This window comes from Streptomyces sp. NPDC033178 (assembly GCF_055577685.1).
On record NZ_JBVIPT010000011.1, the window covers coordinates 313979 to 339156 of the forward strand.

The 25178-nt window shown below is 71.3% G+C and carries 24 protein-coding genes; 11 read left to right on the forward strand and 13 right to left on the reverse strand.

Features of this window, described 5'->3' with window-relative positions:
* Positions 1–159 precede the first annotated feature (159 nt).
* Positions 160–2193, forward strand: a complete 2034-nt coding sequence (locus ACZ5VQ_RS27450) for a serine/threonine-protein kinase (RefSeq protein ID WP_469107200.1) — start codon at positions 160–162, stop codon at positions 2191–2193.
* A gap of 32 nt (positions 2194–2225) precedes the next feature.
* Here the strand turns inward: ACZ5VQ_RS27450 and ACZ5VQ_RS27455 are convergent, their stop codons facing one another.
* Positions 2226–3020: an FHA domain-containing protein gene (locus ACZ5VQ_RS27455; RefSeq protein WP_469107201.1), complete on the reverse strand. Its 795-nt coding sequence runs from the start codon at positions 3018–3020 to the stop codon at positions 2226–2228.
* A 204-nt stretch (positions 3021–3224) separates the two neighbouring features.
* Between ACZ5VQ_RS27455 and ACZ5VQ_RS27460 the strand changes: the two genes are divergently transcribed.
* Positions 3225–3743 (forward strand): hypothetical protein, encoded by a 519-nt coding sequence (locus ACZ5VQ_RS27460; protein ID WP_469107202.1) that lies wholly within the window; start codon positions 3225–3227, stop codon positions 3741–3743.
* Positions 3744–3788: 45 nt separating this feature from the next.
* On the opposite strand, the gene ACZ5VQ_RS27465 is transcribed toward ACZ5VQ_RS27460, so the two are convergent.
* From ACZ5VQ_RS27465 to ACZ5VQ_RS27475, 3 genes are all read right to left on the reverse strand, one after another.
* Entirely contained in the window at positions 3789–5228 is a 1440-nt protein-coding gene (locus ACZ5VQ_RS27465) for a tetratricopeptide repeat protein (protein WP_469107203.1), read from the reverse strand.
* 84 nt (positions 5229–5312) lie between these two features.
* Entirely contained in the window at positions 5313–6278 is a 966-nt protein-coding gene (locus ACZ5VQ_RS27470) for a hypothetical protein (RefSeq protein WP_469107204.1), read from the reverse strand.
* A gap of 103 nt (positions 6279–6381) precedes the next feature.
* Positions 6382–7092: a GntR family transcriptional regulator gene (locus ACZ5VQ_RS27475; protein WP_469107205.1), complete on the reverse strand. Its 711-nt coding sequence runs from the start codon at positions 7090–7092 to the stop codon at positions 6382–6384.
* A gap of 101 nt (positions 7093–7193) precedes the next feature.
* Here ACZ5VQ_RS27475 and manD point away from each other — a divergent pair, with 101 nt between their 5' ends.
* From manD to ACZ5VQ_RS27505, 6 genes are all read left to right on the forward strand, one after another.
* A complete protein-coding gene (gene manD, locus ACZ5VQ_RS27480; RefSeq protein ID WP_469107206.1) occupies positions 7194–8402 on the forward strand; it encodes a D-mannonate dehydratase ManD in 1209 nt (402 codons plus the stop codon).
* Positions 8399–9844 carry a mannitol dehydrogenase family protein gene (locus ACZ5VQ_RS27485; RefSeq protein WP_469107207.1) on the forward strand — a complete coding sequence of 482 codons (1446 nt, stop codon included), beginning with the start codon at positions 8399–8401 and terminating at the stop codon, positions 9842–9844. The genes manD and ACZ5VQ_RS27485 overlap by 4 nt, the downstream gene beginning before the upstream one ends.
* Positions 9845–9930: 86 nt before the next feature.
* Positions 9931–11325, forward strand: coding sequence for an MFS transporter (locus ACZ5VQ_RS27490; RefSeq protein ID WP_469107208.1), 1395 nt, complete (start codon positions 9931–9933; stop codon positions 11323–11325).
* On the forward strand, positions 11322–12365 hold the full coding sequence (locus ACZ5VQ_RS27495) for an L-idonate 5-dehydrogenase (RefSeq protein ID WP_469107209.1): 1044 nt from the start codon (positions 11322–11324) through the stop codon (positions 12363–12365). Before ACZ5VQ_RS27490 ends, ACZ5VQ_RS27495 begins: the two co-directional genes overlap by 4 nt.
* Positions 12366–12553: 188 nt before the next feature.
* Positions 12554–13567, forward strand: a complete 1014-nt coding sequence (locus tag ACZ5VQ_RS27500; protein WP_469107210.1) for a sugar kinase — start codon at positions 12554–12556, stop codon at positions 13565–13567.
* 130 nt (positions 13568–13697) lie between these two features.
* Positions 13698–14321, forward strand: a complete 624-nt coding sequence (locus tag ACZ5VQ_RS27505; RefSeq protein ID WP_469107211.1) for a bifunctional 4-hydroxy-2-oxoglutarate aldolase/2-dehydro-3-deoxy-phosphogluconate aldolase — start codon at positions 13698–13700, stop codon at positions 14319–14321.
* 15 nt (positions 14322–14336) lie between these two features.
* Here ACZ5VQ_RS27505 and ACZ5VQ_RS27510 read toward each other — a convergent pair whose 3' ends face one another.
* The 3 genes from ACZ5VQ_RS27510 to ACZ5VQ_RS27520 form a co-directional block, all read right to left on the reverse strand.
* Positions 14337–15512 carry a cytochrome P450 gene (locus tag ACZ5VQ_RS27510; RefSeq protein ID WP_469107212.1) on the reverse strand — a complete coding sequence of 392 codons (1176 nt, stop codon included), beginning with the start codon at positions 15510–15512 and terminating at the stop codon, positions 14337–14339.
* A gap of 160 nt (positions 15513–15672) precedes the next feature.
* Positions 15673–16620: a hypothetical protein gene (locus ACZ5VQ_RS27515; protein WP_469107213.1), complete on the reverse strand. Its 948-nt coding sequence runs from the start codon at positions 16618–16620 to the stop codon at positions 15673–15675.
* A 166-nt stretch (positions 16621–16786) separates the two neighbouring features.
* Positions 16787–17254 (reverse strand): peptidoglycan-binding domain-containing protein, encoded by a 468-nt coding sequence (locus ACZ5VQ_RS27520; RefSeq protein WP_469107214.1) that lies wholly within the window; start codon positions 17252–17254, stop codon positions 16787–16789.
* A gap of 335 nt (positions 17255–17589) precedes the next feature.
* Here ACZ5VQ_RS27520 and ACZ5VQ_RS27525 point away from each other — a divergent pair, with 335 nt between their 5' ends.
* Positions 17590–18477, forward strand: a complete 888-nt coding sequence (locus tag ACZ5VQ_RS27525; RefSeq protein WP_469107215.1) for a peptidoglycan-binding protein — start codon at positions 17590–17592, stop codon at positions 18475–18477.
* Positions 18474–19331: a helix-turn-helix domain-containing protein gene (locus tag ACZ5VQ_RS27530; protein ID WP_469107216.1), complete on the forward strand. Its 858-nt coding sequence runs from the start codon at positions 18474–18476 to the stop codon at positions 19329–19331. The genes ACZ5VQ_RS27525 and ACZ5VQ_RS27530 overlap by 4 nt, the downstream gene beginning before the upstream one ends.
* A 120-nt stretch (positions 19332–19451) precedes the next feature.
* Here ACZ5VQ_RS27530 and ACZ5VQ_RS27535 read toward each other — a convergent pair whose 3' ends face one another.
* The 6 genes from ACZ5VQ_RS27535 to pqqA form a co-directional block, all read right to left on the reverse strand.
* Positions 19452–20558: a PQQ-dependent sugar dehydrogenase gene (locus ACZ5VQ_RS27535; RefSeq protein ID WP_469107217.1), complete on the reverse strand. Its 1107-nt coding sequence runs from the start codon at positions 20556–20558 to the stop codon at positions 19452–19454.
* A gap of 61 nt (positions 20559–20619) precedes the next feature.
* The gene (gene pqqE, locus ACZ5VQ_RS27540) at positions 20620–21750 is read right to left on the reverse strand and encodes a pyrroloquinoline quinone biosynthesis protein PqqE (protein WP_469107218.1); all 1131 of its coding nucleotides are present in this window, start codon (positions 21748–21750) and stop codon (positions 20620–20622) included.
* Complete coding sequence (pqqD, locus tag ACZ5VQ_RS27545; protein WP_469107219.1) at positions 21747–22157, reverse strand: pyrroloquinoline quinone biosynthesis peptide chaperone PqqD; 411 nt, start codon at positions 22155–22157, stop codon at positions 21747–21749. Before pqqD ends, pqqE begins: the two co-directional genes overlap by 4 nt.
* Positions 22154–22888: a pyrroloquinoline-quinone synthase PqqC gene (pqqC, locus tag ACZ5VQ_RS27550; RefSeq protein WP_469107220.1), complete on the reverse strand. Its 735-nt coding sequence runs from the start codon at positions 22886–22888 to the stop codon at positions 22154–22156. The genes pqqD and pqqC overlap by 4 nt, the downstream gene beginning before the upstream one ends.
* Entirely contained in the window at positions 22885–23775 is an 891-nt protein-coding gene (gene pqqB / locus ACZ5VQ_RS27555) for a pyrroloquinoline quinone biosynthesis protein PqqB (protein ID WP_469107221.1), read from the reverse strand. Before pqqB ends, pqqC begins: the two co-directional genes overlap by 4 nt.
* Positions 23776–23785: 10 nt before the next feature.
* A complete protein-coding gene (pqqA, locus tag ACZ5VQ_RS27560) occupies positions 23786–23917 on the reverse strand; it encodes a pyrroloquinoline quinone precursor peptide PqqA (protein WP_307531887.1) in 132 nt (43 codons plus the stop codon).
* A 287-nt stretch (positions 23918–24204) separates the two neighbouring features.
* Here pqqA and ACZ5VQ_RS27565 point away from each other — a divergent pair, with 287 nt between their 5' ends.
* Positions 24205–24966 carry a class I SAM-dependent DNA methyltransferase gene (locus ACZ5VQ_RS27565; RefSeq protein ID WP_469107222.1) on the forward strand — a complete coding sequence of 254 codons (762 nt, stop codon included), beginning with the start codon at positions 24205–24207 and terminating at the stop codon, positions 24964–24966.
* Positions 24967–25178: the final 212 nt, after the last annotated feature.

Here is a 25178-nt window from a genome sequence, read left to right on the forward strand (position 1 = left end):
TCCGGGACCTCTCCGCCGGCCCCACAACCTCTACGCATGCGGACGTCTGATGCAGGCTCCGCGCAGACTCTGCGTACTGATCGCCACACGCAGTAGGTTCGATTCACGTGTGCGGCCCCGCGGCCGCGTGCGTCGGGGACTCGGGGTGAGGGGGGAACTGTGCGTTCCGGAGAGCGGTTGACCGGCCGCTATGTCCTCAAGGAGGTCATCGGCGCGGGGCGGAGCGGCGATGTGTGGCTGGCCCACGACACGGTGGTCGGGCAGGACGTCGCCCTGAAACCGGAGCGGATCGACGGCGACCACGAGACCGCGGTACGGCGGCTGTTGGGCGAGCCGCGTGCCATGGCCAGGTTCCGCGACCATCCCCACGTGGTGACCCTGCTCGACGTGGTGACCGTGCCTCAGGACGAGGAGAGCGCGGAGACGTACTGGTTCATCACGGAGTACGTGTCCGGCGGCAGCCTGGACCGACAGCCGCCGATGTCTCCCTTACGGGCGGCCCGCATCGGTGCCCAACTCGCGGACGCGTTGGCCGCGTTGCACGAGGCGGGCATCGTCCACTGCGACGTCAAGCCCGCCAACATCGGCCTCACCCGGCGGGGTACCGCGAAGCTGCTGGACTTCGGCGCCGCGTACCGGATCGGCGGCACCGAGACCATCACGGCCAACGGCCCCTTCAGCTTCACTCCGGACTACGCCGCCCCCGAACTGGCCCGGGGGAACGTCCCCCGACCCGCCTCGGACGTGTTCTGCCTGGCCACGACTCTCTACGCGCTGGTCACCGGCTCGCCTCCACGCGGCGGCGAGCCCGGGGAGGGCGACGACCACCGGGAGGCGGGCGAGGAGGGGGAGGCAGGGAACGGGGAGGACGGCGAACGCCTCAGGTACTGGAAGGCCGAGCAGGGCGTCGTCGAGATGGACGCCGCGGCCGTGGGACCCCTGTATCCCGTGCTCTCCGCCATGCTGCGACGCGATCCGCGGCAACGCCCCGACGCCGCCGAGGTCAGGCAGCTCCTGGAGTCCATCGATACCCCTGACAGTCCGGACGACTTGGGCGGCTCGGATGGTCAGGACGGTGCGGATGGTTTGGACGGTGCGGATGGTTTGGTGGGAAAGCCCGCCGGGCGGCCGCGATGGCGTCGGCGTCGGTCGCTGATCGCGGCGGCCCTCGGCGTGTGCGCCGCGCTGGCCTTGGGGCTCGCCGTCGTCCCCGACGGCGGCCATGACGGACGAGCAACCTCCGGATCCGGCCAGAGTCGGCTCAAGGACAACGCCTCAAAGGGCGCGGAGGGCACGAAGGGCGAACCCCGCGCCCTGATCGGCGATCCGCACACCGCCGACCTGTGTGCCCTGGCCGACACCGGTGCTCTCGGCCGGTTCGGTGAGGCCGAACTGGACGTGGACTACGGGAACTTCGACCGCTGCGACGTACTCGTCCACCCCGACGACGAGACCCGGATCGACGTGTCGATCCAGCTTCGGGCGGGCTCGCCGCCCGAGTCGTCGGAGCCCGTCAGAACCATCGGGGCGATCGACATCACGGAGGCGCCGCCGGAGGACGACGAGTGCGGACTGCTGCTGACGCCCGTCGGCGATCCCGACCGTCATCCCGATGGCGACACCGGCGGCATGACTGTCGGCATCCGCGTCAACATGGGTGACGGCTCTGTGGCCGGCGGCAACGCGACGCTGTGCGCGGTCGCCGACGTGGCCGCCCGGAGCACGGCCGAGGTCCTCAACCAGGGCCCGGTCCCCCGCCGTTCCCCTGCCTACCCGGCCGCCTCACTGGTCTGGGCGAACGCCTGCGAACTGCTCGACGCCGAGGCGCTGTCCGTCGTTCCCGGAGTCAGGTTCGACGTGCCGAAGGTCGGCGTCGCGGACTGGAGCTGCGAGTGGCAGAGCCGCGTCGACGATCTGGAGGCGGAGGTGGGCTTCTTCCGCGACGAGCCCAGGTCCACGGCGGACGGCGCCCCTGTCAGACTCAGCGGTTACGACGCCTTGGTCGTACCGGAGGGCAACGGCGAGAGGACGTGCACGGTCTTCGTCGAGTACCGCGAGTACAGCGGCCAGGACACCGAGACGGCCGCCGAGATGCTGCGCCTGCGCGTCGGCGGCGAACGGCCCACGGACGAGCTCTGCACGATGGTGACCGACCTCGCCGCCGCGGCCGCTGCCGCACTGCGCACGCAATGACCTGCGGAGGACCCGGGCCGAGTCCCCGCACGTCACCCCCGCTGCTCGGGGTCCGGCCAGGCCGTGTTGTCCTCCATCAGGTCCAGGTCCGGCGGTACGAGCGTCGTGGACTCCACCAGCCCCTTGAGCAGGTTGTGCAGCAGACCGTTGTCGTTGGGACGGCCCTCCGACTTGTCGTGCATCAGCGGATACCGGAATCCGGTGCGGTGCAGTCGCCTGCGTACGGCCTCGATCCGGTACTCGATCCTGCGCTCGTTCCAATTGCCGTCCGGATGAAGGTAGATGAGCTGCTTGGCGGCCATCGCGTACGTCAGGGGTCTCGGGTCCTCCTCGTACAGGAGGTACCGCTGACCGAGCACGACGAGCAGCAGCCGTTCGTCGTCGTCGAGCGCCCAGGTCTCCGGCCGTACGGTCTCGGCGCGGCGTCGGGACACCGGGCCCTGGTCGTCGTGGCCCGCCACGTACAGCTCGACGAGGTGCTCCCGGTAGCCGGAGCCCTTGACGAACAGCGGGGTGTAGCCGGTGGTGAGCGGGAGCGGCTCGGTGCTGAGGTGCATCATCCGGCCGCGGGGCAGCCGGACGAGCTGCTGCCCGGTGTTGCGCAGCCACCACTGCCCCTGGAGGTACGTCAGTTCGCCGTGCCGCCGGCTCACCCGCAGGTCGTCCAGGCCGACGCCCAGGTCGACGTCCGGCTTCTCACCGCGCCCGAAGCGGACCGTCAGGCCCTGCCGGGGCGGAGCACTGAGGTCGCCGGTGACCGTACGGGCATGCAGGGTGCCGGGGGCGGCCGGCGCGACACCGCGCGCCAGGCTGGCGGAGAGGGGCATCGCTGGACTCCTCGGTTCGTCGGGGTCTGGGTTGTCAGGGGTGTCGGTTCACCAACAGGTGTATTCCTCAGGGTCCGCACCCTCTCCGGGACCCCTCCCCAAGGCTGGTCCGTATAAGTAGGAGTGGGATGCCCCCTCGCTCGGAGCTCGGCGCTCAACGGCCGTGGTGGGCGTACGAGTTGATACGCGTCGAAGGGTGAACGGATGAGCACGGGCAGGGGCCGGGTCGGAGTCGCGGGGGTGCTGGCCCTGATGGTGGTCCTCACCGGCTGCGGAGGGGGTGGCGATGGCGGCCGGGACGACGGCGCCGGGGAGGGGGTGGAGTCGTCTTCCACGCGTACACCGTCGGAGTCGGCACGGCCGTCCTCGCAGTCGGCGTCGCCGTCCAGCTCACCGTCCCCGCCCCTGTCCCCGTCCCCGAGTGGACCGGCCACGTCGGACGCCCCCGGCGGCGGCACCGATGCCGACGCCTGCTTCGACGGGCGGTGTGAGATCACCGTGTCGAAGCCCATGACCATCAAGGTCGACAGCCGGTTCGGGGTCAGCAACCTCCGGGTCACGAAGGTCACGGAGGACGCCGTGATGCTCCAGTCCTCCGGTTCCGGCGTGTTCCTGAGCACCTCGGTCGGTGAGGGCGGCACCGGCGGGCTGAACAGGCTCGGCTTCCACGTGAAGTCCCTGAAGGGTGGCAAGGCGGTGCTGGAGTTCTTCCCCAAGAGCTGACTCCCTGCCTCCCTCTACTCGGCCCTCGCCCGGCCGGGCTGCCGCTCAGCGGACGACCAGCGGCCGGAACGCGGAGCGCACGTCGGACTTCGACTCGCTGACGTACCTGGTCGACGGCGGGCCCGAGTCGGATTCGCCGGCGGTGAAGTACGTGATGAGGGCGGGGCAACTCGACCCGTTGATCTGGATCTTGCGCTTGGCGACGAGTTTGCCGGTGCGCACCTCGTAGACCTTCACCGGGATCGCGATCTTGTGGAAGGTCACGTAGGTGGTGGACCCGGAGGACCGGCCCTGGTACGGGCAGGTGCGGACGGACGTGCCGAAGGTGTCCTCGCCCATGCAGACCACCAGGACGGCGTCGGCCGCGTCGGCGGCCTTCCAGGAGCCGGGGAGCTTGTCGGAGTAGTCGTCGCCGTATGTGTTGCCGGTGTGGAACAGCGCGCGGTTGGTGCCCTTGCCCATGGGCTTGGCGCCGCTGTACTTCGCCGGATGGGAGCAGTACTCGGGCTGGGTTCCGGAGCCCGGTGCGAGCAGGCTGCGCACGTTGGCCAACTCGATGCTCTGGGTGGCCTTCCGGGCGCCCTTCCTGGCCTTGTCCGCCAGGTCGTCGCCGGGGTAGCGCTCCAGCAGCCGCTCGTAGTGCGCACGGGCGTCCTGCCAGCTGCTGTCCGCCATCAGCTCGTCGCCGCATCCGACGAGCGCGGCGGGTGCGGTTCGCCGTGCCGTGTCGGCGGACCGGTCCAGTACGTCGTCGCTGCGCTTCCGGTCGCGGAGCCATTCGGTGACGGTGACGGTGGTGCAGGGGTCCTTGGCGGGCAGGCCCCCGAGGAATCCGGTCAGGGTCGTCTCGACCGTCTTCTCGTTGCCGGGTTCGGCGAGGACGGAGGCGAGTGTGCCGAAGCCCTCGTCCAGGGCATCGGTGTTCCCGGTCAGCGCGGTGTTCAGTTCCGTCCGGGCCGACCGCAGCCGGTCGCATGCCTCTACGCTCTCGTCGCCCTGGGCGGACAGCGGGGCGTCGGCGACGCGATGCCCGAACCACACCCTGTCCTGGGCGCTCGACACCCCGGCGCAGTCTCCGCTTTCGCGGGCCTCGGTGACGCTCTCCTCGATCCTGGACGCGTCGAATCGCAGCAGCGTCACGGCCAGCACCACCGACAGCGTGATGCAGAGGGCGACCACGCGCTGACCGCGCGAGGCGACCCCGCTGCCGCCTCTGCGCGCCAGGAACCATCCGTGGGCGATGACCGCGACCCACCACACGAGCAAGGCGATCTCGTACGCCGGCCGGGCGGTCGAAACGAGCCGGGAGACGAGCACGACGGTGACGACCGCTGCGGCGACTGCGAATCTGCGCCGCCGCAGCATCAGGTAACCGACGCCGAGAAGGGAGGCGTTGCCGAGGGCGACGGCCAGCGGGTCGTGCGTCCGGTCCTCGGGAGGCGTGGGCTCCGGCATGTCGGGCAGGGCATGCGTCGGTTCGTTCATCCTGGTCTCCCCCGGGTCGCAGAACGAGTCTCGATGTCGGCATGGTGCTGCCCCAGCCCCGGGACCCCTCCCGGGGCTGCGCCCTCAGCGCATGAGTGCGCCGCGCAGTGTGAGGCCGTAGTTGGTACGCAGGCGGCGCAGTTCCCAGAGGCCCACCGCGGTGACCGACAGCGGCGCGCCGAGCGTGACAACGATCCGGACGGGCCCCGGCAGGGTGTCGTAGGCCCCTGTGAACATGTCCACCAGTGCCATCTCCCACACGAGCGTGATGGCCAGCAGCGGCGGCACCGTCTCATGGATGTCCGCGGTGCGGAAGACATGGACGAGGGACATACCGACGCCGTAGAAGACGAACGGGAGGACCCAGACGATCGCGAGCAGCGTGACGACGACGGTGACCACCGTCATCACGGGATTGGTGGCGAACCGCCCGCTGACGAAGCCGGTGAGCACGCCCGCGGGAAACACGAACATGGCGCCCATGATGGCCAGGATCGAACCGAAGGGCTTCGCGGTGCGGCGCAGCAGCTCCTGACGGGCCGGCGGCCGGGCCGCGGCGATCAGCACACCGACGGCCACGGGGAAGGTCACCGCGAGCACAAGGACGTTGTTCCAGGCCTGGTTTCCGCGGTCGCTCGCGATGTCCCCCGCGGACGCGGCGAGTTTGTAGGAGAGCGTCACCCACACGACGGCGCACAGGCCGACGACAGTGCGGATCTTCTGGATACGGGCGACCACCTCGTCGTCCACCCGGCCCGGCCGCGACGGTGTGAAGACCTTGCGCCCGACCGCGATGGGACCCGCGGTGCGCCACAGCCGCCCGAGCGGTCCCACGCGGCGCTGGGGCAGCGGCCCCGGGTACGGCGGACCGGGCTGCGGAGGATAGGGGTGCGGAGGATAGGGGTGCGGCGGGTAGGGCTGCGGGGCGTTGGGCGGGTAACCGCCGGGCGGCGGTGGGGAGTTGTACGGGTACGGGCCCTGGGGCTGCGGAGGCACATTGCCCCCGTGCGGGTCGTACGGCGGCGGCCCCTGCGGGTTCCAGGCGTTCATCTCTGCAACTCCCCCGATTCGCGGCTGAAGTGACGGACGCGTCGCCGCAGTGTATTGGTTGCAGACGGGAAGTACTTTTCCGAGGCCGGGACGAGCGGCGGGGTCACTCCCAGACGACGACGTTGCGTCGCACGGGAACCGTCGAGGCGTCGGTCGCGAACAGTTCGGGCGAGTGCGCGCGGATGCGTTCGATGTCGCTGAAGACGGCCCGCAGGTGCGTACGCATGGCCGTGCGGGCGAGCGGGACGTTCCCGCCGACGATCGCCTCGAAGATCTCGTGGTGCTGGGCGGCGAAGACGGCCGGGGACACGTTCTCGTGCAGGCCGAGGCGGCGGGCCCGGTCCAGGTGTCCCTTGGCCGCGGCGACGGTGGTCCACACGTTGCCGTGACCGCTCAGGCGCATCAGGCCCTGGTGGAACGCCTCGTCAAGGTCGAAGAACTCCTCCAGGTCGAGGTCCGCGCGCTGCTGGCGGTTCAGGTTGCCCCGCAGTTCCTCGACGACCGCGGGGTCGAGCTGCTCGGGAAGATCGTCGAGCGAGGCGAGCTCCACCGCCTCCCGGAGGAACTGCGCGTCGGCGACCTGTGCCGGATCCACCCGCGAGACGAACGACCCGATCTTCGGGAAGACCTGCACCAGGCCCTCCTGGGCCAGCAGGATCAGGCTCTCCCGCACGGGCGTGCGGCTGACGCCCAGCGACGCGGCGAGTTCGTTCTCCGAGAGGGCCGCGCCCGGGGGAAGTTCGAGGGTCAGGACCAACTGACGCAATTTCAGGTAGATATCGCGCCGACTCGTCCGCCCGTTCGTTTGAGCCATGTCCACATCGTACGTAGGGCGGCGGCACAAGTATTGCCATGCTGCGCGACAGATGCTTGTATACAAGTACTTCGCGACCAAGGAGTACCCAAGGAGTACCTGTGAGCAAGATCGAACGCGTCGAGGTGTTCGTCGCCTCCCCCGGCCGCACCTTCGTCACGCTGCGCATCACCACCACGGACGGGGTGACCGGACTCGGTGACGCCACACTCAACGGTCGTGAGCTGTCCGTGGCGAGCTATCTGCGCGACCACGTGGTTCCCCTGCTGATTGGCAAGGACCCGGCTCGTATCGAGGACATGTGGCAGTACCTCTACAAGGGTGCCTACTGGCGGCGCGGGCCGGTCACCATGACCGCGATCGCCGCCGTCGACACCGCCCTGTGGGACATCAAGGGCAAGACGGCCGGACTGCCCGTCTACCAGCTCCTCGGCGGCCGGTCGCGTGACGGCGTGCTGGTCTACTCACACGCCAGCGGCACCGACACCCCCTCGCTGCTGGACGACGTCGAGCGCTATCTGGAGCTGGGCTACAAGGCCGTACGGGCGCAGGCCGCCGTACCCGAGGTCGGCGGCACGTACGGCGTGCGCAAGGGCAAGGTCTACGAGCCGGCCGCGACCGAGCTGCCCGACGAGCAGCCCTGGGACACCGAGGCCTATCTCGGCTTCGCGCCCACCTACCTGGAAGCGGTGCGGGAGCGCTTCGGCTTCGGCTTCCACCTGCTGCACGACGTGCACCACCGGCTGACCCCGATCGAGGCGGCCCGGTTCGGCAGGAGCGTCGAGGGCTGTCGGCTGTTCTGGATGGAGGACCCGACCCCGGCCGAGAACCAGGAGTCGTTCCGGCTCATCCGGCAGCACACCACGACGCCGATCGCGGTCGGCGAGGTGATGAACTCGATCTGGGACGTCCAGCACCTGATCACCGAGCAGCTCATCGACTACGTACGCACCACCGTCGTCCACGCGGGCGGCATCACCCACCTGCGCCGGATCTTCGACCTCGCCGCGCTCTACCAGGTGCGGACCGGATCCCACGGGGCGACCGACCTCTCCCCCGTCAGCATGGCGGCCGCCGTGCACGTCGACATCAGCGTGCCGAACTTCGGCATCCAGGAGCACATGGGCCACCCCGACGAGACCGCCGAGGTGTTCCGTACGGGGGTGACCTTCGCCGACGGCATGCTGTACCCCTCCGAGGAGCCTGGCCTCGGTGTCGAGTACGACGAGAAGGCCGCCGAGCGCTTCCCCTACCAGCGGCGCTACCTCCCGGTCGCCCGCCGTCTCGACGGGTCGGTGCACGACTGGTGAGCGCCGACGACCGGTTGAGCCGTGAGTCCCTCCGCCGGCTCCCACCCGAACTGCGGCCCGCCGTCGATCCGGCCGAACTGCGCACCCGTGTCGTCCACTTCGGTCTCGGCGCCTTCCACCGGGCGCACCAGGCCGTTTTCACCGAGCACGCCGCCGCGTGCTCGGGCGAGCCCTGGGGCATCACCGCGGTCGCGCCCCGGTCGGCCGCGACCGTACGCGCCCTGCGGGACCAGGACTGTCTGTACTCGCTCACCGAACGCCGTCCGGACGGGCACCGCACGCGCGTCGTGGGCTCGGTCGTCGGTGCGCTGGCCATGGGCCCCGATGCCAGGACCGTCGACGCCCTGCTCGCCGACCCCGAGGTGACGGTGGTGACCCTGACCGTGACGGAGAAGGGCTATCACCGTTCCCCGTCGACGGGCGGGCTCGACACCGCGGCCGGACCGGTCGCCGCCGATCTCGCGGCTGCGGCCGACGGGCACCTCACCACGGTGGTCGGACGGCTGGCCGCCGGGCTGGCCGCGCGGATGCGGGCGGGCGCGCCCCCGATCAATGTCGTGTCCTGCGACAACATGGCGGACAACGGCACAGCGCTGAGTCGTGTGATCCACGACTACATCCGTGCTTCGGCCTGGCCCGACCGCGCGGAGATCCTGGACCGGCTGGCCGAGTCCGTCGCCTTCCCCGCGACGGTCGTGGACCGGATCGTGCCCGCGACCAGCGAGGCCGACCGGGCGGTGGCCGACGCCGCGCTCGGGGTGCGGGACGCCCTCCCCGTGACGGGTGAGCCGTACCGGCAGTGGGTGCTGGAGGACTCCTTCGCCGCGCCCCGGCCGCCCTGGGAGCTCGACGGCGCCCTGTTCGTGCCGGACGTCGCGCCCTACCAGCTCACCAAGCTGCGGCTGCTCAACGGCTCCCACTCGGCCCTGGCCTACCTCGGCAGCGCCGCGGGGCTCGCCACGGTCGCCGAGACCATGACGGCGGACTGGGGCGAGCGCCTCGTACGGTCGCTGTGCGCCGAGGTCGCCCCCACCCTCCCGGCCGACGGCCCCGATCCGGTCGCGTACGCCGACGATCTCGTCGTACGTTTCCGCAATCCCGCCATGCACCACCTGCTACGGCAGATCGGCTCCGACGGATCGGTGAAGATCACGGAGCGCTGGCTGCCGGGCCTGCGCGAACTGCGGGCCCGCGGCGCGAGCACCCCGGTCCTCGAACTCGCCCTGGCCGCCTGGGCGGAGAGCACCCGCCGCGTCGACGGGCCCGCCGATCCGGCCGCCGAGGCGCTCGCCGCCTGCTGGGGGCCCGCGACCCGCCCCGCCGAGACCGTACGCGCACTGCTGCGCGTGCTCGGCGCCGTGGACCTGGCGGACGACGAGGCGCTCACCGCCGCCGTCGCGGACCGGCTCCCCGAGCTGCGGGCCGGACGCGTCGAGATCTGATCCCCGGTCCCTCCCCGCAACATCCCAGGTCCTCCCCCACAGCCTCCCCGTCCCCGAACATCGTTCGCCGAACAATGGAGTTCACGATGAAGGACAGCGTCATAGCCGCTCAGCAGACGCCATCCGCTCAGCGCAGCACCCGCGATCTGACCCGGGCCGCCGTCTCGGGCTGGCTCGGCACGGCCATGGAGTTCATGGACTTCCAGCTCTACTCGCTGGCCGCCGCGATCGTCTTCAACAAGATCTTCTTCCCGGACGTCAGCCCGGCCATCGGCCTCATCGCCGCGATGGCCACCTACGGCGTCGGTTACGTCGCCCGGCTCGCCGGGGCCGTCTACTTCGGGCGGATGGGCGACCGGATCGGCCGCAAGAAGGTCCTGTTCCTCACGATCCTGCTGATGGGCGCCTCCACCACGCTCATCGGCACGCTGCCCACGTACGCCACCATCGGCATTCTCGCGCCGATCCTGCTCGTCGTGCTGCGCCTGGTGCAGGGGTTCGGCGCGGGTGCCGAGATCGCCGGGGCGACCGTGATGCTGGCCGAGTACGCGCCCGTACAGAAGCGCGGGCTGATCTCCTCGCTGGTGTCGCTCGGCACGAACTCCGGGACGCTCGCTGCCTCCGGCCTGTGGGCCATACTGCTCGCCGTGCTCAGCGAGGACCAACTGCTGTCCTGGGGCTGGCGGTTGCCCTTCCTGCTGAGTTTCGTGCTCATGATCTTCGCGGTCTGGATTCGCCGCAGCCTCAAGGAGAGCCCGGTCTTCGAGGAGCGCCCCGACGTGGTGGACGGGGTGGCGCTGGCCCGTGACGAGGTCGAGTCCGCTATCGCCACGGCGGACGAGCACAAGGGCAGTGTCCTGGCGGCGGGCATCCGCCAGCGCAAGGGCAAGGCGTTCTTCCTCGCGCTGGGGCTGCGCTTCGGCCAGGCGGGCAACTCCGGTCTGATGCAGACGTTTCTCGTCGGTTACATCGCCACCAACCTGGCGGTCGGCCGGTCCGTACCGACCGACGCGATCGTGTACGGCTCGCTGGTCGGCTTCGCCACCGTGCCGGTGGTCGGCCTGCTGGGCGACCGCTTCGGACGCCGTGTGATCTACCTCGCGCTCTCAGCTCTGACCGTCGTCCTCGCCGTCCCGGTGATGCTCCTCATCACCTCCGGCTCCACCCCCGGCGTGATGCTCGGCATGGTCCTCGGTCTGAACGTAGGCGTCCTCGGTCTCTTCTCGCTGGAGAGCGTCACGATGGCCGAACTCTTCGGCTCCCGCACCCGGTTCACCCAGCTCGCGCTCGCCAAGGAGATCGGCGGCATCCTCGCCACGGCGATCGGACCGGTCCTCGCGGCCACGCTCACGGCCGTCACCGGCAGTTGGTGGCCCATCGCGGCGATGCTCGTCGTCTACTCACTCATCACCTTCGTCAGCGCGTTCCTCGCGCCCGAGACACGCGGACGCGATCTGGTCCGGCTGGAGGACGCCGTATGAGGGCGGTCGTGGTGCACGGTCCCGGCGACGTACGCGTCGACGAGCGGGCCCGGCCGGTGCCGGGCGCGGGTGAGGTGCTGCTGGCCCTGGAGTGGGGCGGGATCTGCGGATCCGACATCGCGTACTGGAAGAAGGGCGCGTCCGGCACCGCTGCGCTCACGCACCCGCTGGTGCTCGGGCACGAGTTCGCGGGCCGGATCGCCGCGCTCGGCAACGGAGTCACCGGCCTCCGGGAAGGGCAGCCGGTCACCGTGCACCCGGCCCAACTGGTCGGCGACGGCGTCCTTCCTGAGCGGATCGCCGGACGCACCAACCTCTACCCGCGCGTCCGCTACTTCGGCTCGGCGGCCTTCGACCCGCACACCGACGGCGGGTTCAGCGAGTACCGGGCGGTCCCCGCGACCCAGATCCGGCCGCTGCCGGACGGTGTCGGCACCGAACAGGGCGCCCTCGCCGAGCCTTTGGCCGTCGCCCTGCACGCCGTCGGCAGGGCCCCCGAACTGCGCGGCCGTACGGTCCTGGTCAACGGCTGTGGACCGATCGGCTCCCTGGTCGTCGCCGCCGCGCGATACCGGGGAGCGGGCCGGATCGTCGCCGCCGATCTGGCGTCGTCCTCCCTCGCCGTCGCCCGCTCCATGGGCGCCGACGAGACGTGCGACCTGTCCACCGGCGACCGGCTGCCCGAGGACGTGGACGTGGTCTTCGAGGCGTCCGGCGCCCCGGCCGCGCTCGGTCCTGTGCTGCGGGCCACGGCCCGCGGAGGCACCCTCGTCCAGGTGGGCAACCTGCCCGGCACGGCCGTGGCCGCCGCGCTCGGGGACCTGGTGACCCGGGAGATCACCTGGATCGGCTCGTACCGGTTCGTCGAGGAGATCGACGAGGCGCTGCTCGCGCTCCGGGACGGCCTGGACGTGACCCCGCTGATCACCCACCGCTTCCCGCTGGAACGGGCCGAGGAGGCGCTCGCCGTCGCCGCCGACCCGGGGAGCGGGAGCAGCAAGGTGATGCTGCAACTTGCCACCGAGGGCACCGTGTTGTGAGGCGCGGCGGGTCCTTGTGCACGGACCCGCCTGCATGGGCCGCCCGTCGCACTGGGCGCCTGCGGGTCGCTCGTTCGCAGCACCATGCGACCCCGGCGTGCCCCCGCCCGCCGCCTGTCGCCTCCTTCCCCCGACCGCCCGTCACACCGTCGAGTCCGCAATCCCGCACCGTCCGCCAGGAGAATCCCGTGGCCCTGACGTCCACTCCCCCCACCGCCGACAGCCAGGAGCCGGTGGCCGACGTCGTGTGCGTCGGCGAGACGATGGCCGTGCTCAGCCCGCCGGACGCCCGCCCGCTCGCCGAGCAGCCCGCGCTCAGCATGGCCATCGGCGGCGCCGAGTCCAACGTCGCCTGCGGACTTGCCGGTCTCGGGCACCGCGCCGCCTGGCTGAGCCGACTCGGTGACGATCCGTTCGCCCGTCGCATCCTGGCCGAACTCACCGCGCGGGGCGTGGACGTGAGCGCCGTAGAGACCGATCCGGAGCGGCCGACCGGCGTCTACTTCAAGGACCCGGGTCCGGACCGTACCCGTACGCACTACTACCGCGGCGGATCGGCCGCCTCCCGGATGGGGCCGGAGCTGGCCGGGCGGCCCGTACTCCGCCGGGCCCGCGTCGTGCACCTGTCGGGCGTGGCCGCAGCCGTCTCCGACAGCTGCGCCAGCCTGCTCGAGGCGCTGCTCCTCGGCCGGGAAGGCCGCGCCACGCGTGGTCCGGTCGTCTCCTTCGACGTGAACCACCGTCCCGCGCTCTGGCGCGACCGCGGTACGGACGCCGCGCAGAGCCTGCTGGCCCTCGCCCGCGCCGCGGACATCGTGTTCGTGGGACGGGACGAGGCCGAGGAGCTGTGGGGCACCGCCCGTCCGGACGACATCGCGGCCCTGCTCGCTCCCGCGCCCGTCGTGGTCGTCAAGGACGCCGAACACGGAGCGACCTCGTACGCCGACGGGGTGCGGACGTTCGTGCCCTCGCTGCCCACCAAGGTCGTCGAACCGGTCGGCGCGGGCGACGCCTTCGCGGCCGGCTACCTGGCCGGTGTCCTTGAGGACCGCGACGAGCGGTCACGGCTGCGTCTCGGCCATCTGGCGGCCGCCGCCGCGCTGCGGACCCGGGACGACGTTCCCGTCATGCCGCCGCGCACGGAAACCGACCGTTGCCTCGCCCTGGACGACGACGCGTGGGCCGCCCCGGCGCCCCGCTGAGGAAACCGCCGTGCAACCGCCCGAGCCAGGCCTCACCAATTCGGGCCCCATCGGTTCGGGCCCCACCGGTTCGGGCCCCACCGGTTCGGGCCCCACCGGTTCGGGCCCCGTCGAAGGAGAACTCCCGCCCATGACCGCCGACTTCCTCTCCCAGCTGTCGAAGGACCGTGTGATCGCCGTCGTCCGCGCGCCGGAGATACCCGACGCGGCGGCGTTGTGCGCGGCCCTGCGCGCCGGCGGCATCCGCTGGATCGAGTTCACCCGCACCACGCCCGGACTCGCCGCGCACCTGCGACGGGCGGTGGCCGACGACGGGGACGGCATCGGCGCGGGCACGGTGATGACCGGCGAACAGGCCGAGGAACTGATCGACGCGGGTGCCCGGTATCTCGTCACCCCCGGCTGCCGCCCGGAGGTGGCCGAGGTGGCGTCGGCGGCCGGAGTGCCGGTCGTGCTCGGCGCCCTCTCCCCCACGGAGGTCGGGCTGGCGCTCGACCTCGGCGCCGACGCGGTGAAGATCTTCCCCGCGCGCGCCTTCGGCCCCGGCTACCTCCGGGATCTGGCCGGCCCGTTCCCGGACGTACCGCTGGTGGCCTCGGGCGGCGTCAACGAGGACAACGCGGCCGCCTTCCTCGCCGCCGGGGCGCGTGCGGTGTGCGCCGGTTCGAACGTCGTACCGCCGTCCCTGGTGGCCGCCGGGGACTGGCCGGAGATCACCCGGCGGGCCCGTGTCTTCACGGACTCCTGTCGATGACGGCCGGGGGCGGCCTCAGGCGGGGCTGTCCCACAGCACATGCAGGGTGAGCGGCTTGCGGAAGACCAGGCCGTACGGAGCGGTGGGGTGCTCCGGGTCGAGGCGCAGGGCGGGGAGGCGTTCGAGCAGCTGCTGGAGCGCGATCCGGGTCTCCAGGCGGGCCAGGTGTGCGGCGAGGCAGTAGTGCGGGCCGTGGGCGAAGGCCAGTTGGAGGCGTGCGTTCTCTCGGCGGACGTCGAAGCGGTCGGGGTCGGCGAAGACGGCCGGGTCGCGGTTGGCGCCCGTCAGCGAGACGGTGACCAGGTCGCCCTTGCGTATCGTGGCCGGGCCGAGGACGGTGTCGCAGGTGGCGTAGCGGTCCACGACCGCCGCCCCGGGTTCGAGGCGCAGCGATTCCTCGATCGCGCCGTCCAGGAGGCCGAGGTCGGCCCGGACCAGGGCGAGTTGGTCGGGGTGGAGCAGCAGATGCAGCAGCGCGTTGGTGATCATCCCCTCGGTGGTCTCGATGCCTCCGAACATCAGGACCGCGGCGTTGGACGCCACTTCGGGCACCGCCAGCCGCCCGGCGGCCGAGACGAGGAGCGACGACGTGCCCCGGTCGGCGACGGTGGCTTCCACGGCGGCCCGTAGCCGCGCGTACGCCGCGGCGCCGGCGGGCGCCGCCTCATGTCCGGCGGTGATGTCGGAGACCGACCGCACGATGGCGTCGTACCAGGCGAGCACTGTGTCCGCGTCGGTGCCCACCAGCCCGAGTGCCTCGGTGACGACGGCGACCGCGAGCGGGCCGGCGAAGGCGCGTCGCAGGTCGACGGCACCGGTCGGTTCCAGTGCGGTGATGAGCCGATCGGTCTCCCGCTCGATGAACGAGGCGAAGCCGTTACGGACCTCGCGCGGGCGGAAGGGCTGGTTGAAGGGCTCGCGGTGGCGGGTGTGCTCGTCGCCGTCCAGCGACAGCATGCTCGGCCCGACGACCTGCGCGGTGGAGAACCGGGGGTCGTCGACGGTGAAGGTCGACGCGTCCCGCATCACGCTCATCGCGAGGTCGCGCCGGGTCACCAGCCAGCCGTCCAGTTCGGGCAGCCACGACACGGGCTCCCGCTCACGCAGTTGCGCCAGTCGCGGATGCGGATCCCGGGCGAGTTCGGCGAGCGTGGTCGCGGCCCCGAGCGGGAAGGAGTCGGCGACGCTCATCGCGCGGCCCGGCCGAGTGCAGGAAAACCGATCATAGCCAAGGCTAACCGCTGAGCGCGGGGGCCGGGATCGGCCCCCGCACCCTGTTCGCGAGGTCAGACGCAGCAAAGAGGGACAGGCCTGGAGGGACAGACCTGGTACAGGTCAGACCCTGCTGACGTCAGGCGTAGTAGTGGATCGTGCCCCGCAGGGCCGCCTCCGCGCCCTCGCAGTGCTGGACGAAGGTCCCCGCGAACGCCTTGATGGTGCCGTCGTCGTTGAGCGCGAGCCTGGTCACCGTCAGCTCTCCGGTGATCGTGTTGCAGCCGCGTCCGTTGCCGTCCACGTCGAGCCCCGCGACGCCCGCGGCGGCGCTGCGCTCGGCCTGGTAGGTACGCCCGGCCTCGAACTGCTCGCCGGTGGGCGGGGCGAGGGACGCGCTCCAGTACTCGCGCTTGCCCGAGACGCCGTACCGGATCCCGTCAGCGCCGCCGGAGAGGGAGAACGTGCTGGTGGCGCCGGTGTGGGTCTGGCTCAGTCCCTGGCCTATGTAGTCGCCGGCGTCGCTGGTGTAGGCGTAGGACAGCGGGTACGCCCGGTACTTGACGACTCCCTTGAGGGCGGGGGCGTCGGCGGACTCGCAGTGCTGGGTGTAGGTGGCGTCCAGGACGGTTATCGCGCCGGAGGCGTCCGTCTCCAACTGGTTGACCGAGAACTGGCCGTACACCTCGTTGCACCCGCGGCCGTCGCCGGAGACGTCGAGGCCCGGGGAGCGGCCGGTGCGGAACGCGGCCCGCTCGGCGTCGCGGTAGACGCCGGGGTGCAGCTCCTCCCCCACCGGGGCTGCGAGGTCGACGTCCCACCACGTGGTGTCCGTGGAGACACGGAACCGCGCGTACTCCGCGGTGCCCCCGGCCGTGATCGTCGCGGTCGCCGGTGTGTAGGCGGCGCTGACGCCCTGGCCGATGTAGTCACCGGCCTGGCTGGTGTAGCTGTACTTGGTGATCGCCGCCGGTGTTCCGGCGGCCGCCGCGGCGGGCTGGGCCAGGGCTGTACTCAAGCCGGCCGTCACGGCCAGGCTCGCCAACGCGCCGGTCAGGACGCGTCGCCATCCAGTGCGTCTACGCACGGATGCATCCCCCTCTGTGGTGGTGGGCGCCCCCGGTGGACACCCGCACCACAGTTGTAACAACCACCACTGACAACGAGAAGCGGCCTGTCCCCTCCCCCGTGAGAGGACAGACCGCGGTCCTCACCTCAATCGGCGACGATCCGACTGGGCGTCAACTTCCGTGTCAGCAGGGGAAGAAGACGCTGTTGTCGTTGGCGAGCCGCTTGAACGCGGCCTTGGTCCCCGATCCGGCGATCCCGTCGATGGCGCCCGTGTAGCCCCAGTTGAAGGCCAGCTTGCGCTGCAGAGCCTTGATCGTGTTGGGGCCGACGATGCCGTCGATGGCACCGGTGTAGTCCCAGTACTCCTTGAGCCAGCGCTGGTACGCCTTCCAGCTGTTGGTGCCCAGCAGTCCGTCGATGGCGCCGGTGTAGCTCGCCGGAGAGTTCCGCAGGAAGCACTGCATGTTCTTGGCCTGCTGGGTGCTCAGGCCGAGGTTGTTCGTCGCGAGGATGGTGCTGTCCTGGGTGCTCACCGCCGTCTTCACGGCCGGTGCGGAGTCCGCGAAGGCGGCGCCCGAGCCCGCCAGGCCCCCCGCGGCGATCCCGACGGCGGCGGTGACACTGACGATCGTCCTCGTCAGAGCTCGCATACTTTCCCCTCCGATGCTTCGGTTCCCTCTGTGCCCTCGGTGGGCCGGGCCGACCGTGTGGTCGGCTCGGCAATCAGACTGTGTGGCGGACGGTGTGCTGCGCCACGACCGCCGGGAAAGTGACGTCATCGCGGGACGTCCCACTCGCTGACCTGCGAGGACCTCACTCGTCGGGACGATCCCGCGGGACGGTTCCGGCCTGGGCCGTCGTGGCGGACGGTGGCCGATTCGGTACGGGGGCGGAACCGGTGTATGGGGCACATCGTGAAAGCTGATGCAGAATGCGCGGGAAATTGGACCGCTGACCATGGTCCGCGAACGCGAGTGGGGGGAACATGTCGCGTTGGAAAGCGCTGCCCGGAGAACTGGATCCGCGTGTACGGCAGTTGGTGGTGCGCCTACGCCGGCTCAAGGACCACAGCGGCCTGAGCCTGCGGCAGCTGGCGGCGAAGACGGGGTACAGCGCGTCTTCGTGGGAGCGGTACCTGGGCGGGCGGTCGCTGCCGCCCCGGGAGGCCGTGGAGGCGATGGCCCGGATCGGCGGTGACGATCCGACCCGGCTGCTCGCGTTGCACGAGGTCGCCGCCGAGGCCTGGGGAGAGGGACGCGCGGGCACGTCGGCGCCGGAAACACCGGAACCATCCGATGCAACTGGCCCGACCGGCACGACTGGAGCGGCTGGAGCGGCTCACACGGTTGAAGCGGCCGGCGCGCTTCGGGCAGCCGGAGCCGACGACACCGGGCCGTACAGCCCGTCGGCCCCGAACGAGCAGACACGGCACGGGCGTTCGCTGCGCGTCGCGCTGGTGGCGGGGTCCGTGGCCCTGGTGCTGGCCGTCTCCTCGGCGGTCCTGCTGGCCGTACGGCTCTCGGACGGCGACAGCAGGGCGTCGGCAACCCCTCTCGGCTCGGCCACCTCGTCCGTGTCGCCGTCGGCGTCGCCGTCGGGGCCGCGTACGTACGCCTGCGAGGTGGAGCGGATCGACGGCCGCTGGTACGCGGGCAACAGCCGTACCCGGGACGCCGTCCTGGCGGAGGGCCTCGCCGGTCCGGAGGTGGCCGAGGCGCAGTGTCTGCTGCGCAGGGCGGGCCTCGCCCCGGGGGTCGTCGACGGGATCTTCGGTCCGCACACCAAGAGCGCGGTCGAGCAGTTACAGAAGCGGGCGGGCCTCGTGGTGGACGGCATCATCGGCCGGCACACCTGGGGAGCACTACGGCGATGACGCGCACGACGCCGTCGCCGGAACGTGCACGACTGGCGGCCGCACTGCGGGACCTGCGGACACGCACGGGCCTGAGCATGGTGGGCCTGGCGGAACGGACCGCGTTCAGCAAGTCGTCCTGGGAGCGCTACCTCAACGGCAAGAGCGTGCCGCCGCGCGACGCGGTGCGGGAACTGTGCCGGCTCGCCGGCGAACCGGAGGGGCGCTGTCTGGCGCTGTGGGAGATCGCGGAGTCGGAGTGGAGCGGGCGCGCGGCACAGGAACGACGTACGGACACGCCCGCAAAGGCGCCGTCACCGGCTCCGGAACCGGTCCCGTCCGAGGCGTCCGCTCCGGCGTCGCTGGACGACACGCATGCCGGGCGCAAGGGTGCGGCCGTGGCGGTGCTCGCGTCGGTGTGCGCCGTGGTCGTCGGCGGTGTGGCGATCACTCTCTTCCTCGTCCTGGGCCAGGACGCGCCACGCTCGTCGTCCTCCCCCTCCCCGTCCCCGTCCGCCACCGGGCCCCGTTGCCGGGGAGCTGCGTGCGAGGGCCGGAACCCGATGGACATGAAGTGCGGGGTCGGGCCGCAGACCCTCGCCTCGCACCGCACCGCCTCGGGAGCGATGCTGGAACTGCGCCACAGCCGGACGTGCGGGACCAGTTGGGCCCGGATGTGGGGAACGCGGATCGGCGACCGGTTGGAGGTGACCGCGGACGGCCGCCCCCGTTCTGCCGAGGTCGAGGACGAGGCCGACGCGGCGGCGTACGTCTACACCCCGATGACCACCACCCGCTCCGGCACTGTCGTACGGGCCTGCTTCCGTCCGGCGTCGGACGGCAGGGAGGAGTGCTTCGAGAGCCGCGTCCGCTGAGCGGCCGATCGTGCGCCGGGCGAGCCCACACGAAACGCACGCGCCGGGCTGACCGGCCGACCGGACCGGCCGACCGGACCGGTCCGAGGAGCCGTCACCTCTCCGGACCGGCCTCGGCGGTCAGCCCAGGGTCACCCGCAGGACTCGGTCCGCGCCGTCCGGCTCGCCTCCGTTGGCGTCGGCGTTGGTGGTCGTCAGCCACAGCTGCTCGCGGCCGGGCACCTTGACGACCGTACGGAGCCGGCCGTACGTGCCGATGTAGTACGCCGTCGCCGTGCCCACGTTCTCGGTGTCGCCGTCGATGGGGATGCGCCAGAGGCGTTCACCGCGCAGCGCCGCCATGTAGACGACGTTGTCGGCGATGGCGATGGCGCTGGGCGAGGCCTCGCCGGTGGTCCAGGTCTTCTTCGGGTTGGTCATCCCGGCGGTCGAGCAGGTGCCCTCGCAGGTGGGCCAGCCGTAGTTGGCGCCGGGCTTGATCAGGTTCAGCTCGTCGAACCGGGTGTTGCCGAACTCGGCCTCCCACAGCCGCCCGTTGCGGTCGAAGGCGAGTCCCTGCGGATTGCGGTGGCCGAGGCTGTAGACGTGGTTCCCGAACGGGTTGCCGGGGGCCGGCTGCCCGGAGGTGGTCAGGCGCAGGATCTTGCCGTTGAGTGAGTTCCGGTCCTGGGCGAGAGCCGTGTTCTGGGCGTCGCCGGTCGTGGCGTACAGATAGCCGTCGGGGCCGAAGGCCAGCCGTCCGCCGTTGTGGTACCGGGCCTTGCTGATGCCCTGGAGAATCACCGTGTAGCCGGTGAGCGAGGTGCCGTTGTACGTCATGCGGGCGATGCGGTTGCCTTCGGCGGCGGTGTGCATGAAGTACACGTAGCGGTTGGTGGCCCAGCCGGGGTCGACGGCCACGCCCATGAGTCCGCCCTCGCCGCCGGTGGTCTGGCTGTTGGGCACGGTACCGACCTGGGTCTTGGCGCCGTCGGGGGTGACCTTCCAGACCCGGAAGTCGTCGCGCTCGGTGACCAGGGCGTGGGAGCCGTCGGGCAGCCAGCCGACGCCCCAGGGGACGGTCAGCCCGGTGGTGATGGGGGTGACGCCGGTCGGTACGCCGGTGACTGCCGCTGGGGCGGTGGTGTCGGCGGTGTCGGCCTGGGCCGTTCCGAGTCCGGGGACTCCCGTGAGCAACAGCCCGGTCAGGGACAGGGCCGCGCCCGCGGTCAGCGCTCTGCGGGTCATGCGCCTGCTGGTCGTTCGCATCGGTCCTCCAAGTGGGGGTTGGAAGGGATCTGGTGGTGGGTCACACCCTCCGAGGGCCCTGCGGGGCGCCTCGCGATGGATGGGAACGGGGGACCGTCGGCAGGGCGGCCCGCGACACGGGTGCCTCGACGAGCGTCCGTACGACACCGTGGTCGGGGGACAGCCGACACACGGGATCGGTGCGGGAGGCGTCACCGGTGAGCGCGTACGCCTGGCAGCGGCAGCCCCCGAGATCGGTCTCCCGCTCGGGGCAGGAACGGCAGGGTTCGGCCATCCAGCCGGTGCCCCGGTAGCGGTGGAACGCGGGCGAATGACGCCAACTCCACTCCAGGGAACGGTCTTTGACGTTCGGGGCGTCGAGCCCCGGCAGTGTGGCGGCGGCCGGGCAGGGCAGCACCGTGCCGTCGGGTGCCACGGTCAGCGAGACGGCACCCCAGCCGCCCATACAGGGCTTGGCGATCCCGTCGATGTAGTCCGGCACCACCCACACCACGTCCACCCGTCCGGCCAGTTGCTCCCGCCGGGCCTCGACGACGGCCCGTGCCCGGTCGATCTGCTCCCGGCCGGGCAGCAGCCGGTCCCGGTTGACCAGCGCCCAGCCGTAGAACTGGGTGTTCGCCAGCTCGATCCGCTCGGCTCCCCAGTCGAGTGCCAGATCGAGGAGGGCGCCGATCGCGTCCAGGTTGTCCCGGTGGAGCACGACGTTCAGGCCCAACGGCAGTCCAGCCTCCCGGACCAGGGCCGCGGCCTTCCGCTTGGCGGCGAAGGAGCGGGTCCCGGCGATCCGGTCGGAGGCGGCGGATTCGGCGTGCTGCACGGAGAGTTGGACGCTGCGCAGCCCGCGGTCGGTGAGGCCGGTCAGCCGCTCCCGGGTCAGGCCGACGCCGCTGGTGACCAACTGGGTGTAGATGCCCGCCGAGTCGGCCGCCCCGACGATCTCGGGCAGGTCGCGCCGCAGCAGCGGTTCACCGCCGGACAGGTGCGTGTGGACGACGCCGAGCTCCCCGGCCTGGCGCATGACGTCGGCCCACTCGTCGGTACGGAGTTCGGCGGATCTGCGCACCAGTTCCAAGGGGTTGGAACAGTAGGCGCAGTGCAGCGGGCAGCCGTGCGTGAGTTCCGCGAGCAGCGCCCAGGGAGGGGCGATGGGCGCGGCGGAGGTCCCGGTCATCGAATCCAGCCCTCCTCGCGCAGCCGCCCGAGGAACTCCGGAACCTCCGTGGCGACGGACGCGCCGGGATAGCGCTCGGCCAACTCCGCGACGATCGCCGTGACTTGGCGTCGGCCGTCGCAGAGCCTCAGGACGGTACCCGCGCTGCCCCGCAGCACGACCACGCGTTCGGGCATGAGCAACAGGTCGGTGCCGCGCACCCGGTCGTGCCGGAGCATGACGGACCGGCTCAGCGCGGGGCTCCAGTCCGCGGCGTCCGCAACGGTGCCCGCGCCCGCGTGCTCGTTCTCGCCCCCGTTCGCGCTCTCGCCCGCGGTCTCGCCCGCGCTCTCGCTGGCGTTCGCGTTCTCGGCCTCGTTCGTGGCCGAGGCGCTGCCACCGGGAGGCGCCTCCCGCAGGGGTTTCATGGCCGCTCCCCCGCCCCGTCCACGGCATCGAGCAGCGACCACAGCACGTCGCATTTGAAGGCGAGCGCGGCGACGGCCCGTTCCTGTTCCTCTCGGGTGAGCGCCCACCGTTCGACCAGTGCGAGCGCCTCGGCGCTGTCCCGGCTGCCCTGCTCGACGCGGGTACGGAAGTAGGCGAGCCCCTCTGACTCGATCCACGGGTAGTGGTGTTCGAAGGCGGCGATGCGGGTGCGCATGATTCCGGGAGCGGACAACTCGGTGAGGGAGGCGGCGACGGCCTCCAGCGGGGACCTGAGCCGGCAGAAGTTGACGTATCCGTCGACGGCAAGCCGCACCCCGGGCAGTACGTCCTCGGCCGACCACAGCCGTTCCCGGTCGAGCCCGGCCGCCTCGCCGAGCCGCAGCCAGCGCTCGATGCCGCCTTCCCCCTCCCGTACGCCGTCGTGGTCGACGATCCTGCGCAGCCACATGCGGCGCAGCGCCGGGTCCTCGAACTTGGCGAGGATCAGGGCATCCTTGACGGGGATGTGCCGCTGGTAGTGGAAGCGGTTGGCGATCCAGCGTCGCAGCTCGGCCGGGGTCAGTGCGCCCTCGTGCATCCGTACGTTGAAGACGTGGCGGTCGTGGTAGCGAGTGGCGGCGATGTCGCGCAGCCGCGCTTCGAACTCCGCGCGGCTCCAGGGGTTCTGGCGGTCCCGGGCGGTCGTGTCCCGTACAGGTGTTGTCGTCACAGCTCGATGACCATTCCGTCGGCGGCGACCTCTAGTCCCCGGTCGGCCAGTTGTTTGTGCCGGTCGTCGTCCGGGTCGGTCAGGGGGTTGGTGTTGTTGAGATGCGTGTACAGACAGCGGGCACGCAGCCCGGTCAGTCGGTGCGCGGTGCCGGCGGAGCCGTCGATCGGCAGATGTCCCATGCCGCTGGCGGTCCTGCTGGAGATCCCGGTGCGCACGGGCTCGTCCTCGTCCCAGAAGGTGCCGTCGACGATGACGCAGTCGGCGGCCTCGGCGGCCTCCTGCAGCGCGTGGGGCCAGGCGGCGAGGGCGGGGCCGTAGACGAGGGTCTTCCCCGTGGACGGTTCGCGGAGTACGAGGGCGACCACCCAGCGCGGGTCGTCGGCGCCCGTTCCCGCCGCGTACCGGGGTCGTTTGGCGGCGATGGGCACGGCGACGGCCTCCAGTTCCGGGCCGAGTGGCAGCGGAGCCGTGCCCAACTCCCGCCAGAGCAGCTCCGTGTACGGTCCGAGCACGGCTCCGAGGCGCGGGCCGGTGAGCAGTGCCTCGCGCACCGGGGCAGTGGCGGCCAGTTCCACGCCGTCCGCCTCGCGCAGCCGCGCGACGCCGAGGGTGTGGTCGAGTTCGGCGTCGGTGAGGACGACGCCCGCGACCGGGGTCTGCCGGGCGCCGGGACCGGGGTGAAGCGCGGGGGTGTCCTCGATCTGGTCCCCGATGTCGGGGGTGGCGTTGACGATGTACCAGCGACCGGCGTCCGCTCGCACGGCGAGGGACGCGTGGCGGCGGCGCCGCTCCGGATGGGCGCGTGCCCCGGCACAGCCGGGACACGCGCAGTTCCACTGGGGCAGTCCGCCGCCCGCCGCGGTGCCGAGCACCTGCAGCAGCACAGCGGCGGGGTTACCGCGTGACCAGTGCGTACGCCGTCACTTCGAGCGCGGTGTCGACGACCTCGTACTCGGGTGACTGCCAGCCCGTCCCACCGGTGAAGGTGGCTCCGGACCGGTCCGGCGTCTCCTGGGTCCTGCTGATCTCCTGGGGCTCCTGGATCTCCTGCATGTCTGTTCCTGCCTTCCTGCGTGGGGGTTCAGGATCGAACAGATCATTACTGGTGTACCTGGACAGACTGGACACGGCGTTCATAAGAGTGCTTCGCGTTCAGTCCTCTGCTCCAGCATCTCCATCTGACGGAACACGGTCAATCACTCGAACCGAACCGGATCAGATCCGGCCCGATCCGATCCCACGGCTCGTCCTGCCGCGCGCCGGAAGGAAAATGCGTCGACACCGCCTCACGGTGCCCGGCAGAGTGACTGGTCGTGACGAGCAGTGAGCTGTGGACCCGTGCGAACGCCGACCGCTACGACACCGAGGAGAACGAAAGGTCCTCGGCCGCCTTTCTGGGACCGACTCTCGCCTTTCTCGCCGACCTCGCCGGAGACGGCCGGGCGCTGGAGTTCGCGATCGGAACGGGACGGGTGGGCGTCCCGCTCCGGGAACGCGGCGTGCCGGTGGCGGGCATCGAGCTGTCCGAGCACATGGCGGCGGTGCTGCGGCGCAAGGTCGACGAGGAAACGCTCCCGGTCACCATCGGGGACATGGCCACGACCGTCGTCCCGGGCGATTTCACGCTGGTCTACCTCGTCTACAACACCATCACGAACCTGCTCACCCAGGACGAGCAGGTCGAGTGCTTCCGCAACGCCGCGCGCCACCTGACGCCCGGCGGCCGATTCGTCATCGAGCTGGGCGTGCCGCCGCTGCGGTTCCTGCCGCCTGGGCAGGTGGCGGTGCCGTTCGACGTGTCCGAGCGGCATCTCGGCTTCGACACCTTCGACCTGGTCGAGCAGATCCTCGTCTCGCACCACTTCACCCGCGAAAGCGACGGCCACGGCGACAGCGACAGCGATCACTACCGCCGCGACAGTTCACGGCACCGGTACGCGTGGCCGGCGGAGCTCGACCTGATGGCCCGGCTCGCGGGGCTCGAACTGGAACGGCGTGTCGCGGACTGGTCCGGAGAACCGTTCACCGAGGACTCGGCGAAGCACATCTCGGTGTGGCGCAAGCCGTCGCCGTAGGTTCGGGTCCGCTGCCCGAAAGAGGTGCGATTCCCGTTCCCGAAACAGGCGCAATTCCTGCCGAAACCACCGGTCGTACGAGCTGACCGGAGCCGAGTCCTCCTCGGTGGCGGAAGGAAGGCCCGCAGCTTCCTCGCCGGGTCGGAGACGGCGGTTCGGCCTCCGGTGAGACCGGAACGCCCGGAACGCCCGTACCCTTCGAGGTGTCTACG